Here is a 15,509-nt window from a genome sequence, read left to right as displayed (position 1 = left end):
CAAAGCCACCAAACACTTTAAATGCCCACCAGACACAAATTCAAAAGATCGCTGCGCAGACAGCGCGTAAAGGCCACAATAGGCCAAATTCCCAAGCCGTCGACATAGGTCACAGATTTCAAGAAACTGCAGTCTCAATTTGGGAGATACTACGCAGCAGGGAAATAAAATCAACTCTACGCTGCAGTCAAAACAAAAATAATCGCAAAACAGAATATTTGAGGTTTAAAACTCGAAAGGCCCCATCTGCCCCCCTATGACCGCAGGACCGGACCGGGGATCACAGCCTCCACAGTCAAACGCGCGGCTCTCATCGAGCCGATCAGGGCTCCCCGCCACAAGACCGGGGTGGATTTGGAGCCCCTGATCCCTGGAACGGCGAGGCTAGAGCGCCGCTACCGCCGCACGAAGCTGCGCGGCATGGGCTTCGATCACCTCTCGCTCAGCCATCTTGCCTGGGGGGCGCAGCTTATCGCCTTCAAAGCGCGGCAAGATATGGAAATGCAGGTGAAAGACTTCCTGCCCACCGGCGGCCTCGTTGAACTGTTGCAAAGTGACCCCATCCGCCGAAAAAGCCTTTAGAACCGCCTGGCTCAGCTTTTGCACCGCCTGCATCACCGCCGCCAATTGCTCGGGACTGGCATCCAGCACATTGCGACAGGGGGTCTTGGGGATCACCAGCAGATGGCCGTCCGCCCGGGGCATAATGTCCATAAAGGCCAGAGTCTGTTCATCTTCATAGACGCGCGCTGCAGGGATTTCACCGCGCAGCAGTTTCGCAAAGATGTTTTCGGGATCATAGGCCGTCATCGGGCTCGCCTCCTTGGTTGCACAGATCAGTATTGCACTGACTTGCCCAAGCTTGTGCTGCCACTGATCTCTCGGGTCAAGCCTTTGCCCGGGGTCATCTCCGCGCGGCGCATTCAACCCTGAGCACAGAGCAAATAAAGAAAATTCAGCTAAGAGACGGTTCTAACCAACAGAAAATGGGAAAATTCGGGGCAAAAGCAAGTGCCCGCGACAATTAATCTTGATCCAGATCAAACTCCGCCATTGAAGGCCACAACACGGCACACTAAAACCGCATATGAGTCTATGGCCACCCGGAGTGTTTCCTGGGGCCAAAAGTTATGCAACAGGAGGCACCTAATGGCAGACGCAGCCATTCATGGTCACGGCCACGAAGACGAGCGCACATTCTTTCAGCGCTGGTTCATGAGCACGAACCATAAGGATATCGGCATTCTCTACCTCATCGTTTCGGCGCTTGTAGGTTTCATCTCCGTCGCGTTCACCGTCTACATGCGGCTTGAACTGATGGATCCCGGCGTTCAGTACATGTGCGCGGAAGGCGCCCGCTTTGTTGCGGATGCTTCCAGCGAATGTACCCCGAACGGACATCTTTGGAACGTGTTGATCACCGCCCACGGCATCTTGATGATGTTCTTCGTGGTGATCCCGGCGCTGTTCGGTGGCTTTGGCAACTATTTCATGCCACTGCAGATCGGCGCGCCTGACATGGCCTTCCCCCGGATGAACAACCTCAGCTTCTGGCTCTATGTCGCCGGTACTTCGCTGGCGGTGGCCTCGGTTCTGTCGCCCGGCGGCAATGACCAGCTGGGCTCCGGTGTGGGCTGGGTTCTCTATCCACCGCTCTCGGTGAATGAGGGCGGCTATTCGATGGATCTGGCGATCTTTGCGGTGCACGTCTCTGGTGCCTCGTCGATCCTGGGTGCCATCAACATGATCACCACCTTCCTGAACATGCGTGCCCCCGGCATGACCCTGTTCAAGGTGCCGCTGTTCAGCTGGTCGATCTTTGTGACCTCCTGGCTGATCCTGTTGTCCCTGCCCGTTCTGGCTGGCGCCATCACCATGCTCTTGATGGACCGCAACTTTGGCTTCACCTTTTTTGATCCTGCCGGTGGCGGCGACCCGATCCTGTATCAGCACATCCTGTGGTTCTTTGGTCACCCCGAAGTCTACATCGTGATCCTGCCCGGTTTTGGCATCATCTCCCACGTGATTGCCACCTTCTCGCGCAAGCCGGTCTTTGGCTATCTGCCCATGGTCTGGGCGATCATCGCCATTGGTGTTCTGGGTTTTGTTGTCTGGGCGCACCACATGTACACAGTTGGCATGTCGCTGAACCAACAGGCCTATTTCATGCTGGCCACCATGGTCATCGCGGTGCCGACTGGTGTTAAGGTCTTCTCTTGGATTGCCACCATGTGGGGCGGCTCCATCGAATTCAAAGCACCGATGATGTTTGCCTTTGGCTTCCTGTTCCTGTTCACCGTTGGTGGTGTAACCGGCGTGGTGCTGTCGCAGGCGGCTGTGGACCGGGCCTATCACGACACCTACTACGTGGTCGCACACTTCCACTACGTGATGAGCCTGGGTGCCGTATTCGCCATCTTCTCGGGGATCTACTTCTACTTTGGTAAGATGACTGGTCGTCAGTACAACGAGCTGGGCGCTCAGATTCACTTCTGGATGTTCTTCATCGGCGCCAACCTGACCTTCTTCCCCCAGCACTTCCTGGGCCGTCAAGGCATGCCACGTCGTTACATCGACTATCCAGAAGGCTTTGCCTACTGGAACAAGATCTCGTCCTATGGCGCCTTCCTGTCCTTTGCATCCTTCATTCTGTTCTTTGGTGTGGTAATCTATTCGCTGCTGCGCGGCGCCAAGATCACCCAGAACAACTACTGGAATGAATATGCTGACACCCTCGAATGGACCCTGCCCTCGCCACCGCCAGAGCACACCTTTGAGATCCTGCCGAAGCAGGAAGACTGGGACAAATCCCACTCTCACTAAACATCGGCACAGACCAAATGTAATAAGCCCCGGAGCATCTGCTTCGGGGCTTTTCTTTTGGACCTTGTCCTATTGGCCCTGATGTGCCGAATTGCCCGCTTGAAAAGCTGACTCCAACATACCTAAATGCCACCAGACCCGATGCCATTTGGTGCCAGTACGCGATGCCCTACTCCTGGATTACCCCGCCCCCACAGAAGGCGGATGACACCACAAGCTGTGAGCTGCATCTATGGCCGTATCAATCGCTGCACGCGCGGGGCTATGTGCGTTTCATCGGCGTCACAGCCCTGCTGATCGCCCTGCCGTTGCTGTCTTTTGCGGGATCTCTGGTGTTCTGGGGGCTGCTGCCCTTTCTACTGCTGGCACTCTTTGGTCTGAAATACGCACTGGACCGCAACCGCCGCGATGCGCAGCTAATCGAGGTGCTGACGCTGGATATCAAGGAGGCCAGGTTGCAGCGGCGCAATGCAAATGGCAGCCAACAAGATTGGCACTGCAATCGCTATTGGGTGACGGTAGAACTGCATACCAGCGATGGCCCAGTGCCCAATTACGTCACCCTGCGCGGAGCTGGCCGCGAAGTGGAGATCGGTGCCTTTCTCTCTGAGGAGGAACGCAAGGCGCTATATGATGAGTTAAAGCGGGTGTTTTGATCCCAAGCAGCCCCGCCTTGATGCCTGAAGTTCAGAGCCCTGGCTGCGGGAACATCCAGAGCAGAGAAAGCGGAACCGCAAGAAACCGTTCAGCCAAGGCTGAATTTTTTACCGATCGCCCCGGGCATGGTCCGATAACTGCGAAACCCTAACGCGTTGTAATAGGCCAGTGCCGAAGCATTTGTCTCGCCAATAGTAGCGTCAATCTCTTGCAGCTTCGCCTCATGCGCCGCTTCAAGCGACGAGGTAAAAAGAGCCTTTCCCACGCCCTGGCCCGCCATTTTGGCATCCACATAGGTGCCGATGTAACCCCAGCCTGTTGGTAGATCGTAGGGGTTGTCTGCCTCAGCCCGCCCCAGAGATTGAAAGCCCACCACATCGCCGGCCGGATCACAGGCGACAGAGCAACGAATCCCTGTCGGGCTTTCAACATAATGCGCCAGAACATGGGCCGCCGAGCTGGGCCGTTCGCTGTTCCAAGAAACCAGAATCTTTTGCAGAATATGGCTCATCTGCTCAGCGTCTTCTGCTGTGGCCTCCCTGACGAAAACACCCATCAGTGGCTTCCTTTTATTCATTTGGCCCGGTCTCGGACCTCCCAAGACGTTTTAGTCTAGATAGCCAATGGCTGAATGGCAAAGTGCATTTCACCCTTTCAGATAGCCTCATGGTCAATCTCACCACAAAACAACCCGTCCCGCGAAAATGCAACGAACAAAAAAGGGCCCTCAACTGGGGCCCTATTGCAGATCTTGTCCGGAGTTTGCTTTGCCTCTAGCAGCCGCCGTCCTTGCACAGCTCGTCCTTGACCATGGGGCCGACCTTGCCAAAATCCAACTGGCCGGTGAATTTGGCCTTCAAGGCCCCCATCACCTTGCCCATGTCGCGAATCGAAGCAGCACCAGTTTCGGCCACCGCCGCCTTCACCGCCGCGCGGGTCTCGTCCTCGTCCAGCTGCTTGGGTAGGAATTCCTCGATGATGGCAACTTCTTCCAGTTCGCGCTCGGCCAGATCCAGGCGGCTGCCCTCTTCATAGGCACGCGCGCTCTCATTGCGCTGCTTGGTCATTTTGCCAAGAATCGCCAGCACTTCGGCGTCGCCGATGGTCACTTCTCCATCCCCACCACGGGCGGCGATTTCCTTATCTTTGATTGCGGCGTTGATCAGGCGCAGCGTGCTAATCCGCTGGGCTGCCTTGTCTTTCATCGCCTGTTTCAGAGCCTGGTTGACCTGAGTTCGCGTATCCATCGTTCTTATCCATCCAGAGGAAACCGGAATTGGCACCTCTATCCAATCGCCCTGCGCATTTCAAGCACCAGGCCATTTGTCGCGACGCAAGGGCAGGTAACTGCTCAGCCACAGGGCAATTTGTCTCGCACATCTTGTTCCCTCGCCCTGTCAGCGAGGCTTGACCCCATGCCCGCCCGGCCCTAAAAGCCGGTGAATTTCACCCGCAGGAGACTCTCTGTCATGGCCGATACAGCACCGTCCAAGCCAACCGCATGTCTGGCGCTCGCCGATGGCACCGTCTTTTATGGAGCCGGGTTTGGCGCCACAGGTCAATGCGTCGCTGAGCTCTGTTTCAACACCGCGATGACCGGCTATCAGGAGATCATGACGGATCCCTCCTATGCCGGACAGATCGTGACCTTTACCTTCCCCCATATCGGCAATACCGGCATCACCCCCGAGGATGATGAAACCGCAGATCCGGTTGCCGCCGGCATGGTGGTGAAATGGGACCCGACACAGTCATCCAACTGGCGCGCCACCGAAGAGCTGGGCACCTGGCTCACCCGCACCGGACGCATCGCCATCGGCGGTATCGACACCCGCCGCCTGACCCGCGCCATCCGCCAGCTGGGCGCCCCGCATGTCGCCCTGGCCCATGACCCTGACGGCAATTTTGACGTCGAGGCCCTGGTGGCAGAGGCCCGCGCTTGGTCCGGCCTAGAAGGCCTGGATCTGGCCAAGGAGGTCACCTGCGCCCAGAGCTACCGCTGGGACGAGATGCGTTGGGCCTGGCCAGAGGGCTATAGCCGTCAGGAAAATCCACAGCACAAGGTTGTCGCCATCGACTATGGTGCCAAGCGCAACATTCTGCGCTGCCTGGCCTCGGCTGGCTGCGATGTCACAGTGCTGCCCGCCACAGCCACCGCCGAAGAAGTCCTGGCCCATGGCCCCGATGGCGTGTTCCTCTCCAATGGTCCCGGCGATCCAGCCGCCACTGGCGAATATGCGGTGCCGATGATCAAGAGCATTCTGGACAACACTGACCTGCCGGTCTTTGGTATCTGTCTCGGCCATCAGATGCTGGCGCTGGCGCTGGGTGGCAAGACCATCAAGATGAACCACGGCCATCACGGGGCCAACCACCCTGTCAAGGAAAACGCCACCGGCAAGGTCGAGATCACCTCGATGAACCATGGCTTTGCGGTGGATTCCCAAAGCCTGCCCGAGGGCGTGGAAGAGACCCATGTCTCGCTGTTTGACGGCTCCAACTGCGGCATCCGCATGGCAGGGCGTCCAGTCTATTCGGTCCAGCACCACCCCGAGGCAAGCCCTGGTCCACAGGATAGCTTCTACCTGTTCGAGCGTTTTGCCGAGGCCATGGCCGAGCGCAAAGCTTCATAAAGCCTTGATCAATACTCGGTTAAAACTGCCGGGCAGATATTGTGGTTAACACACTGTTAAGCCACCCTCTTCAGCCTCAGATGCGCAATGCATCTGGGGTTTTGTTTTGAGTGATCGTATGCGCGGTTTGCAGTCTCGTGGATTTAAGCGTTTTCGCCGTTCCGTCTGGGTTCCACAGAAGGGAGCGATGCCTGTATCGACAGCCGCTCCCAAGGTGAGCGAGCAAGAGAGCACGCGCCAACTCTATCTGCGAAGCTCTCACGCTGCCGCAGGACAGCGACAGTCCCTACCGGGGCGCCCCCCTAATCAAGCCCCTGAGGTCAGGCCTGACGGGCCAACAACCCAGCCGCTGCCCGCCACTGGCCCGGCGGCCCAAGGCCAGGCCGAAGAGCTGGCGCACCAAAACGCACACCCCCATTGCGTTGCTGCCAATGGGATTTTTCGCTCCGAGGCATTGGCCCTGCGACCTGTTGATCTGGGCAAACACCGGCCCAGCGCCCCCTTGTTGAACCGGCTGCCTGCCAGCTTCTGGCTGCGCCATCGCGCAATTCCCTGGGTACAGCTGGGCGATACCATTGCCATTGCCTTTGCCACAGCCGAGGAGGCCGAGCGCCAGCAACAGACCCTGACCGCGCATTTTGGGCCTTTTATCCCTGTGCTGGCCCCAGCGGGGCAAATTTCGAGCCTGCTCCTGCGGCATTTCCGGACCTCCATGGCCCGACAGGCCAGTCACAGCGTCGCCCCCGAACTCAGCAGCCGAACATTGTTCCAACATGCAAGACGGCTCAAGCAACTGCTCCCCGTTTGTACTGTTTTCTGCCTCGCGGTTCTGTTTCCACTGGAAGTCTTTTCCTTCTGCTGCGGTGCCGCCCTGCTGCTGCTTTTGCTGTTTACGGGGCTTAAACTCAGCGGTCTCTTCGCATTTTTGCTGGCAAGACGGCACCGACACGCGGCCACGGCTGCTGGCTCAGCTCTTGAGATACTGCCAAAGATCACGGTGCTGGTGCCACTCTACAAGGAGGCCGAAGTCAGCTCGGCACTGCTCAAACGTCTGACCAGGCTCACCTACCCAAAGGATCGGCTGGAGGTTCTTTTGGTTCTGGAAGAGCACGATAGCCTCACCCAAATGGCGCTGGCAGATACCACCCTGCCAGCCTGGATCGCCGCGATCGAAGTGCCCTCCTGGGGAGAGCTGCGCACCAAGCCGCGTGCAATGAACTATGCCTTGAACTTCTGCCAGGGCGACATCATCGGGGTTTGGGACGCCGAAGATGCACCACAGCCAGATCAATTGCAAAAAGTCGCGGCGGGTTTTGCCAATGCCCCGCCGGACGTCGCCTGCCTTCAGGGCGTTCTGGACTATTACAATCCGCGCGCAAATTGGATTTCGCGCTGCTTCACGCTCGAATATGCCAGTTGGTTCCGGGTGATTTTGCAAGGCATTGCCCGCCTGGGCCTGGTGGTGCCCCTGGGCGGGACCACCATGTTTGTGCGACGTGAGGTGCTGGATAGGCTGGGGGGGTGGGATGCACATAATGTCACCGAAGATGCCGACCTAGGGGTTCGCCTCTACCGGGCGGGTTATCGCACCCAAATGTTGCCCACCGCGACCTACGAGGAAGCAAGTTGTCATTTTCCGGCTTGGGTCCGTCAACGCTCGCGCTGGCTTAAGGGTTTTATGGCCACCTACCTTGTTCACATGCGCCGCCCCATGCAATTGGCCCAAACGCTTGGCTGGTTCAGATTTCTGGGCTTTCAAGGGTTCTTTTTGGGCACCATCGGACAATTTTTACTGGCACCTTTTCTATGGACCTATTGGCTGGTGATCCTGGGGCTGGCGCATCCCAGCGCGGCGCTGCTGCCGGAGGGGCTGCTGCTCTTTGGCCTGTCCTCGTTGATTTTCTTTGAAGCCCTCGGCGTCGGGCTTGCCATCATCGGCGCCTTTGCTTCCGGCCGTCCCAGACTGGCCCTATGGGCGCCCTTGCTACCAATCTACTATCTGATGGGGCCGGTGGCAGTCTACAAGGCGCTCTATGAACTGCTCTATGATCCCTTCTTTTGGGATAAGACCAGTCATGGGCTGCATCCTCCGGATATCAGCGCACGGGAGCACCGCACATGCGGTCCAAAGTCCCGTCCTGAGAACCACCCGATCACACCAAAAACATAAGCCCCGGAAAAGTCGCCCGGCCTCAGCGACCCTGCCCCCGGTCTCCGGCATCCTGTTTCAACCGCGTCATGAAGGCGACCGAGATGTGATCCTTCAGCGCCTGCCCTGCGGCCTCTTCGTCGCGGGCCTCAATCGCCGCAACGATCTTTTTATGTTCCGCCTGGGCGATCTCACCCCGGCCCTCTGCCGCCAGCGAGGTTGTCGCCATCAGCGCCATTGAGCGATGAACCAGATTGAGCTGTTGCACCAGATAGCGGTTATGCGAAGCTAGGTGGATTTGCTCGTGAAAGCGTCGGTTGGCCTTGGCCAGATCCGTCGGCTTGTCCACCAGGGCGTCATCCTCATGGACCATGTCTTTCAGCACGCGCACCTCTTCAGCAGTGGCATGGCGTGCGGCCAGGCTGGCGGCGAGCCCCTCCAGCTCGCGGCGCACCATATATAGCTCAGCCATCTGATTGTGGTCCAGCGAGGCCACGATCAAAGAGCGCCCATCGCGTTCCAGCAGGGATTGGGTTTCCAGACGCTGCAGGGCTTCGCGGATTGGTGTGCGCGACACCCCCAGGCGTTCCGCCAGATCGCTTTCGACCAGCCGATCGCCCGGTTTGTAGACGCCGATGTCAATCGCCTCCAGAATAAGGGAATAGGCATCTTTCTGGGTGTTGCGGTTCTGGGTCATCAGGTTTTCCATTCAACTGGCAGGACTGTATTCCTACAGGTCACGCCAGCGCAATCAAGCCTTTGCCAGCCTATCGAGCCAGAAAGCCGCAAGAGAAACCGATGCATTTGATCCTTTGGCTCTGCTGCCCCCATTGCAAATACGCCCCGGCCTGCCTACTGCTTGGCTATGGTCAAGAAAGCATTCTCTCACGTGCGTCACTGGGTCTTTGATCTGGATAATACGCTCTATCACCCTTCGGCCCGTCTGTTTGATCAGATCGAGGTCAAGATGACCAACTATGTGATGCAGGAACTGGGAGTCGACGAGGCAGAAGCGGATCATCTGCGCCACAGCTATTGGCGCGACCATGGCACCACCCTGGCGGGACTGATGCGCGAGCATGACCTGGATCCGCTCCCCTATCTGGAAGCGGTGCATGACATCTCCATGGATCATCTGCCCAAAGACCCGGATCTGGCGGCCTGTATCAAGGCCCTGCCGGGCAAGCGCATCGTCTATACCAATGGCAGCGCCCCCTATGCCAAACGGGTGCTGGAGGCCCGTGGCCTGTCAGGGCTGTTTGACGGGATCTACGGTGTCGAACATGCCGAATTCCGCCCCAAACCCGAACGTGCAGCCTTTGACATGGTGTTCGACAAGGCAGGCGTTCAAGCCGAAACCGCCGCCATGTTCGAGGATGACCCGCGCAACCTGACTGCGCCGCATGCCATGGGGATGCGCACTGTGCATGTCGCCCCCGAGGCGCTTGCACGAGGCACTGACAACAGCCACATTCATCATCACACCGATGATCTGGCCGGATTTCTCGCCAAGATCCTCTAGGACATAGGCCCGAACGTCGCTGGGGGACATTCTGCCACAGGGAAGGCTGTGAGTTTGCAGGGAAGCAGGCCTCAAAAACTCATCTTTACAGCCCTATATATCGCCCGACCAAAACCACATCAGGATCGCGCGCATGGCTCTTGCCTATACCCTCCCCGACCGCCTGCCTCTCTGGCAACGCTTTCTCTTTGCTGTTCCCCTGCTGGGGCGGATTTCTAAAGAGGTGGCCTACGGCGATGAAGAAAATTTCATCTATGCACTGGCCATTCTGATCTGCCTCTGGGGCAGCTCCATTCTGCTGTTTGGCATCCCCGGCCTCTACCTTCCCGCTGTGGCACTGGTGCCGGTGATGTTCATCCTGCTCATTGCCATTTCGCGGGGCTAACGGCCAGCTTTGGCTCATCGCCCAGCCTGCGGGGAGATGCCGCTTGTCATTGCCCCGTCGCCGGGCCTATCTGGAAGGGATAGCAGGAAAGGCAGGGCAATGGCTGAGACATGTGATATTCTGGTTTCCGGTGGCGGCGTCGCCGGATTGACGGCAGCGGCCACCTTTGGCGCGGCTGGGTTCAAGGTGATCTGTGTCGATCCAACGCCGCCAGTAACCCTGCGCGATGCCGATGGCTCTGACCTGCGCACCACCGCCTTTTTGCAGCCCGCCCAGGCGCTGCTGGCGCGCTTTGGTCTGTGGGATCGCCTGTCCGATCACGCTGCGCCGTTGCAGATCATGCGCATCGTCGATGCTGGCGGAGAACAGCCAGAGCCGCGGGTGGTCAAAGATTTCAATGCCGCTGACATTTCCGACAAACCCTTTGGCTGGAACCTGCCCAATTGGTTGCTGCGGCGCGAGATCCTGGCCCGGATCGAGTCCCTGCCGAATGTGGAGTTTCGCCCCGGCATTGGCACCAAATCGCTGTTTACCCGCACCACTGCAGCCCGCGTCACCCTGAGTGATGGCGCGCAGATCCAGGCCAAGCTGGTTGTCGCCTGTGATGGCCGAGACTCGCCCATGCGCCAGGCCGCAGGCATTGGGGTAAAAACCACCCGTTACGGGCAAAAAGCCCTGGCCTTTGCGGTGACTCACCCCGTGCCGCATGACAATGTCTCGACCGAGATCCATCGCTCGGGCGGGCCATTTACACTGGTGCCGCTGCCGGATTATCAGGGCAAGCCCTCCTCGGCCCTGGTCTGGATGGAACGGGGACCGCGTGCCGATGCGTTGCAGAAAATGGAAGTCACCGCCTTTGAGGCCGAAATGACCCGACGCAGCTGTGGGCTATTTGGCGATCTCACCCTGGCGTCCCGCCGCAGCATCTGGCCGATCATCAGCCAATCTGCAGAACGGATGGACGGCCAGCGTCTGGCCCTGATGGCCGAGGCTGCCCATGTGGTGCCCCCGATCGGAGCGCAGGGGCTGAATATGTCTTTGGGCGATCTGCGGGTGCTGCTGGAACTGGCCGAGGCCCGCCCCGAGGGGCTGGGAGATGCGCAGATGCTCAGCGCCTATCACAAAGCCCGGCACAATGAGATCCTGCTGCGCGTGAAAGGCATTGATTTGCTCAACCGAAGCTCAATGATTGAGGCCCGCCCCCTGCGGGATCTGCGGGCAATGGGTCTCAATGCGCTCTACTCCCTCGCCCCGGTGCGCCGCACTCTGATGCAGATGGGACTAGGGGTTAAGTAAACCGAGCCCCCCTTCATTTCCCTCGAGATAAAGTTCAGGAAACCAGCTTTCCCGCCGGGAAAGCTGGGGCCTCCGGCGGGAATATTTTTGGAAAGATGATGCCCTAGAGCGCTTTATCTAGGACGCTGCTCAAACGCTGCAGCGTCGCTTCGACGTCATAGAGTTTGTCGAGGCCAAAAAGACCCAGGCGGAAGGTTCGGAATTCGGCAGGCTCGTCGCATTGCAGCGGCACACCGGCGGCGATCTGCAGGCCTAGGGCGGCGAATTTCTTGCCGGTCTGGATCTCTGGGTTACTGGTATAGCTCACCACAACACCCGGCGCGCCAAAGCCATCGGCCGCGACCGAGGTCACGCCTTTCTCCTTCAGCAAGGCCCGCACCCCATTCCCAAGCGCCCATTGCGCATCGCGCAGTTTCTCAAACCCGTAGTCTTTGGTTTCCAGCATGGTATCGCGAAAGGCGCGCAGCGCATCCGTGGGCATGGTGGCGTGATAGGCATGGCCGCCGTCCTCGTAGGCCTGCATGATGGCACGCCATTGTTTGAGGTTGAGGGCAAAACTATCAGAGGTGGTTTCCTCAAGCCGCTCCAGTGCCTTGTCCGAGAACATCACCAGCCCTGCGCTGGGAGAGGCGCTCCAGCCCTTCTGGGGCGCCGAAATCAGCACATCCACGCCACAGGCCTGCATATCCACCCAGGCACAACCCGAGGCGATGCAATCCAGCACCATCAGTGCGCCAACCTCATGGGCGGCGGCAGCCATGGCGGTGACATAGTCATCGGGCAGGATCACCCCGGCGGCTGTTTCCACATGTGGCGCAAAGACGACGCCCGGCTTTTGCGCGCGGATGGCCTCGGTGACCTCTTCGATCGGGGCAGGCGCAAAGGGCGACTGCGCCGCATTGCCGCTTTGGCGGGCCTTCATCACCGTAGTTGAGGCGGTCAGCCCACCGGCCTCGATGATTTGACTCCAACGGTAGGAGAACCAGCCGTTGCGCACCACCAGTACATCCTGCCCCTTGGCAAATTGCCGGGCCACGGCCTCCATCGCATAGGTGCCGCCACCGGGGACCAGCGCCACAGCCTGAGCCCGATAGACCTCTTTCAACATCGCATTGATGTCGAGCATCACCTGCTGAAAGGCCTTGGACATATGGTTGAGCGAGCGGTCGGTGAAAACCACCGAGAATTCATCCAGCCCCTGCGAGTCTACGCTGTCCAATAGTGCCATCTAACTCTCCCTAAATCTGTGCACGCTGCTATCTGGGCCCAGCCTATATCGGTCAGCGCCGCGGGGTTAGCCCGCTTCCAGCAACAAGACTGTCTAAAAATCGCGAGGAATGATCCGATCAGCAGTGTTTCGGAGCCCATAGGCTACGGCCCTAGATTAGCCCGCCCTGTCCAATGGCCCAAGCGGCCCTGGGCGGCGCTCTTCGCTGAGCAGAACATTGGCATCCACCGATCCCACACCGGGCAGGAGCATGATCCGCCGACGCAACACGCGTTCAAAATCAGCAATATCGCGGGCAGTGACCCGCAGCCGATAGTCATAGAGCCCCAGTACATGTTCCACCGTCTGCACTTCGGGAATGGCGGACACGGCGCGTTCAAAATCCTCGAGGCTGACGCGGCCCTTGGTGCCGAGTTTGACGCCCAGAAACACGGTGACGCCAAAGCCCAGTTTCTCGCGGTCAAGATCCAGCTGCCGCCCAACCAGGATCTTTAGGTCCTGCAGGCGTTTGATCCGCCGCCAGGTGGCAGGTTGGCTGAGACCCAGTTCGCGCCCCAACGCTCCGGCAGATTGGCTGGCGTCCTGGCTTAGCGCCCGCAGCAGGGCAAAATCGATCTCATCCAGATCACTCATAGCTTGCTGTCCAAATCCGACATCCAAGCGCTGTACTTTTCTTCAGCTCGCGCGACCACATTACTGTTCTCAACAACAATGTCGAAACCGCCATCATAGGGGGCAAAGACCCGGCCAGAGGAGGGGGCAAACCAAAGCGCATTTTCTCTATCATCAGCGATCTTGGTCAGCAGAGCATCTTGATGACCGGGCCGCCAAATCGTTCTGTCCGCATAGACTTCGACCTGGACCTGATCTCCGAAAAAGCAGCTTTCATCTCGTGAAAACACAAAAGGAAGCGGCGTCTCAACGCCGACTATGCGCTTCCGCTTGGCTCGACGATCGCCAGCATAGGTCAAACTGCACGTCGCAAGCCATACATCCTTTTTTGATCCGAAGAGAAACTCAGCAATTTCTGCTGCGCGATCCAAAATGATCCGGCGCTCGGTCCGAGTTTCTGCAGAACGTTTGGACTCGGGAAGCGCATGAAAGCGTGTCCACTGATCAGGTCGTCTGCTACGCAGCAAATAGCCTAAGGGTGGAACGTCTCCGAATCTACTTTCCCAATCTTTTCCGAAGTTCAAATCACTCATAGTGGCAGGCTTTCGTTGCTTTTGATCCGGGCTACATGCATCAGGGCCTCAATATCGGCGATATGCGGCAGGGTGAGAATGGCGCTGCGGTAGATCATTTGGTAGTGGCCCATGTCGCGGGCAATCACCGAAAGACGCACATCTACCTGGCCAAGAAATGTCTGGATCTCCAGCACCTCTGGGATCTCCCGGGCCTGGGTGATGAATTCATCAAATGCACGCGGATTGGTCTTGTCCAGCGTGACCCGCAGCGAGACCTCGACGCTATAGCCAAGGGCGCGCCAGTCAATCATCGCCCGACTGCCCAGCAGAATGCCCGCCTCGCGCAGCTTGTCCAGCCGCCGCGACAGGCGCGAGGGTGTCAGGCCGAGGCGTTCAGCCAGATCCGGAATCGATTGTTCCGGGTCGCTTTGCATGTGGCGCAATATGCGCCGATCCAGATCATCAAGCATGATTTCATCATAAATCAACAATATCACGAATGACTACTACAAAAATGTTGAAATAAATGCGAAGTGCAGCAGTGCATATCCCGGCAGGCCGCCTATGATGCCATCAAACGACAACCCGAGAGGATCTCTGATATGCGCGTATACTATGACCGCGATTGCGACGTTAACCTGATCAAAGACAAAAAAGTGGCCATCCTGGGCTACGGCAGCCAGGGCCACGCCCATGCGTTGAACCTGCGTGATTCCGGTGCAAAAAACCTCGTGGTTGCGCTGCGCGAAGGCTCTGCCTCTGCCAAGAAAGCCGAAGGCGAAGGCCTGAAGGTTATGGGTATCGCAGAAGCCGCAGCCTGGTGTGACGTGATCATGTTCACCATGCCCGACGAGCTGCAGGCCGAAACCTACAAGAAATACGTTCACGACAACATCAAGCCAGGTGCTGCCATTGCATTCGCCCACGGCCTGAACGTGCACTTTGGCCTCATTGAGCCCAAAGAAGGCATCGACGTGATCATGATGGCGCCCAAAGGCCCAGGTCACACCGTGCGCGGCGAATACACCAAAGGCGGCGGCGTGCCCTGCCTGGTTGCTGTTAACACCGACGCCACCGGCAAAGCGCTGGAAATCGGTCTGTCCTATTGCTCCGCCATCGGTGGCGGTCGCTCTGGCATCATCGAAACCAACTTCCGCGAAGAATGCGAAACCGATCTGTTCGGTGAGCAGGCGGTTCTGTGTGGCGGTATCGTTGAACTGATCCGTTGTGGCTTTGAAACTCTGGTTGAAGCTGGCTACGCGCCAGAGATGGCCTATTTCGAGTGCCTGCACGAAACCAAGCTGATCGTTGACCTGATCTATGAAGGCGGCATAGCCAACATGGACTACTCGATCTCCAACACTGCGGAATACGGCCAGTATGTCACCGGCCCACGCATCCTGCCATACGAGCAGACCAAGAAAGCGATGAAAGAGAGCCTGCAGGACATCCAGTCCGGTAAGTTCGTGCGTGACTTCATGCTGGAAAACGCCGTTGGTCAGCCCACCATCAAAGCCTCGCGTCGTGCCAATGACGAGCACCAGATCGAAGTGGTTGGTCAGAAACTGCGCGACATGATGCCTTGGATCTCGGCCGGCAAAATGGTCGACAAAGCAAAGAACTAAGCGC

16 protein-coding genes are annotated in these 15,509 nt (G+C 58.3%); 8 read left to right on the top strand and 8 right to left on the bottom strand.

The features are described from left to right. Positions 1-384: 384 nt before the first annotated feature. On the bottom strand, positions 385-810 hold the full coding sequence (locus tag AN476_RS07510) for an HIT family protein (protein ID WP_054460362.1): 426 nt from the start codon (positions 808-810) through the stop codon (positions 385-387). 339 nt (positions 811-1,149) lie between these two features. Here AN476_RS07510 and ctaD point away from each other — a divergent pair, with 339 nt between their 5' ends. Together ctaD and AN476_RS07500 are read left to right on the top strand one after the other, a co-directional pair. After that, entirely contained in the window at positions 1,150-2,823 is a 1,674-nt protein-coding gene (gene ctaD / locus AN476_RS07505) for a cytochrome c oxidase subunit I (RefSeq protein ID WP_054460361.1), read from the top strand. 164 nt (positions 2,824-2,987) lie between these two features. Beyond that, positions 2,988-3,479, top strand: coding sequence for a DUF2244 domain-containing protein (locus tag AN476_RS07500; protein ID WP_054460360.1), 492 nt, complete (start codon positions 2,988-2,990; stop codon positions 3,477-3,479). Positions 3,480-3,568: 89 nt separating this feature from the next. On the opposite strand, the gene AN476_RS07495 is transcribed toward AN476_RS07500, so the two are convergent. Both AN476_RS07495 and AN476_RS07490 read right to left on the bottom strand, forming a co-directional pair. Further along, positions 3,569-4,036, bottom strand: coding sequence for a GNAT family N-acetyltransferase (locus AN476_RS07495; protein WP_054460359.1), 468 nt, complete (start codon positions 4,034-4,036; stop codon positions 3,569-3,571). Between the two features lie 217 nt (positions 4,037-4,253). Then, positions 4,254-4,727, bottom strand: coding sequence for a GatB/YqeY domain-containing protein (locus AN476_RS07490; RefSeq protein ID WP_054460358.1), 474 nt, complete (start codon positions 4,725-4,727; stop codon positions 4,254-4,256). A gap of 222 nt (positions 4,728-4,949) precedes the next feature. Here AN476_RS07490 and carA point away from each other — a divergent pair, with 222 nt between their 5' ends. Together carA and AN476_RS07480 are read left to right on the top strand one after the other, a co-directional pair. Further along, positions 4,950-6,113 carry a glutamine-hydrolyzing carbamoyl-phosphate synthase small subunit gene (carA, locus tag AN476_RS07485; RefSeq protein ID WP_054460357.1) on the top strand — a complete coding sequence of 388 codons (1,164 nt, stop codon included), beginning with the start codon at positions 4,950-4,952 and terminating at the stop codon, positions 6,111-6,113. Between the two features lie 187 nt (positions 6,114-6,300). Beyond that, positions 6,301-8,283, top strand: a complete 1,983-nt coding sequence (locus AN476_RS07480; RefSeq protein WP_083464262.1) for a glycosyltransferase family 2 protein — start codon at positions 6,301-6,303, stop codon at positions 8,281-8,283. Positions 8,284-8,305: 22 nt separating this feature from the next. On the opposite strand, the gene AN476_RS07475 is transcribed toward AN476_RS07480, so the two are convergent. Then, positions 8,306-8,959 carry a GntR family transcriptional regulator gene (locus AN476_RS07475; protein ID WP_054460406.1) on the bottom strand — a complete coding sequence of 218 codons (654 nt, stop codon included), beginning with the start codon at positions 8,957-8,959 and terminating at the stop codon, positions 8,306-8,308. 168 nt (positions 8,960-9,127) lie between these two features. Here AN476_RS07475 and AN476_RS07470 point away from each other — a divergent pair, with 168 nt between their 5' ends. The 3 genes from AN476_RS07470 (at position 9,128) to AN476_RS07460 (ending at position 11,465) form a co-directional block, all read left to right on the top strand. Then, entirely contained in the window at positions 9,128-9,784 is a 657-nt protein-coding gene (locus tag AN476_RS07470) for a pyrimidine 5'-nucleotidase (RefSeq protein ID WP_054460356.1), read from the top strand. 133 nt (positions 9,785-9,917) lie between these two features. Then, positions 9,918-10,169, top strand: a complete 252-nt coding sequence (locus AN476_RS07465) for a hypothetical protein (RefSeq protein ID WP_054460355.1) — start codon at positions 9,918-9,920, stop codon at positions 10,167-10,169. 99 nt (positions 10,170-10,268) lie between these two features. After that, positions 10,269-11,465 (top strand): UbiH/UbiF family hydroxylase, encoded by a 1,197-nt coding sequence (locus AN476_RS07460; protein WP_054460354.1) that lies wholly within the window; start codon positions 10,269-10,271, stop codon positions 11,463-11,465. Positions 11,466-11,568: 103 nt separating this feature from the next. Here the strand turns inward: AN476_RS07460 and AN476_RS07455 are convergent, their stop codons facing one another. The 4 genes from AN476_RS07455 to AN476_RS07440 form a co-directional block, all read right to left on the bottom strand. Then, a complete protein-coding gene (locus AN476_RS07455; RefSeq protein WP_054460353.1) occupies positions 11,569-12,693 on the bottom strand; it encodes an aminotransferase class V-fold PLP-dependent enzyme in 1,125 nt (374 codons plus the stop codon). A 156-nt stretch (positions 12,694-12,849) separates the two neighbouring features. After that, entirely contained in the window at positions 12,850-13,326 is a 477-nt protein-coding gene (locus AN476_RS07450) for an Lrp/AsnC family transcriptional regulator (protein WP_054460352.1), read from the bottom strand. Continuing rightward, positions 13,323-13,898 carry a hypothetical protein gene (locus AN476_RS07445; RefSeq protein ID WP_157063697.1) on the bottom strand — a complete coding sequence of 192 codons (576 nt, stop codon included), beginning with the start codon at positions 13,896-13,898 and terminating at the stop codon, positions 13,323-13,325. Before AN476_RS07445 ends, AN476_RS07450 begins: the two co-directional genes overlap by 4 nt. Next, the gene (locus AN476_RS07440; RefSeq protein ID WP_054460350.1) at positions 13,895-14,350 is read right to left on the bottom strand and encodes an Lrp/AsnC family transcriptional regulator; all 456 of its coding nucleotides are present in this window, start codon (positions 14,348-14,350) and stop codon (positions 13,895-13,897) included. Before AN476_RS07440 ends, AN476_RS07445 begins: the two co-directional genes overlap by 4 nt. A gap of 132 nt (positions 14,351-14,482) precedes the next feature. On the opposite strand from AN476_RS07440, the gene ilvC reads away from it, so the two are divergent. After that, positions 14,483-15,505 (top strand): ketol-acid reductoisomerase, encoded by a 1,023-nt coding sequence (gene ilvC, locus AN476_RS07435; protein ID WP_009809277.1) that lies wholly within the window; start codon positions 14,483-14,485, stop codon positions 15,503-15,505. Positions 15,506-15,509 lie beyond the last annotated feature (4 nt).

Origin of the sequence: Phaeobacter sp. 11ANDIMAR09, assembly GCF_001294455.1 — a bacterium.
In the GTDB taxonomy this organism is placed as follows: domain Bacteria; phylum Pseudomonadota; class Alphaproteobacteria; order Rhodobacterales; family Rhodobacteraceae; genus Pseudophaeobacter.
The sequence above is the reverse complement of the archived record's forward strand: the minus strand, read 5'-3'. Positions and strand labels throughout refer to the sequence as shown.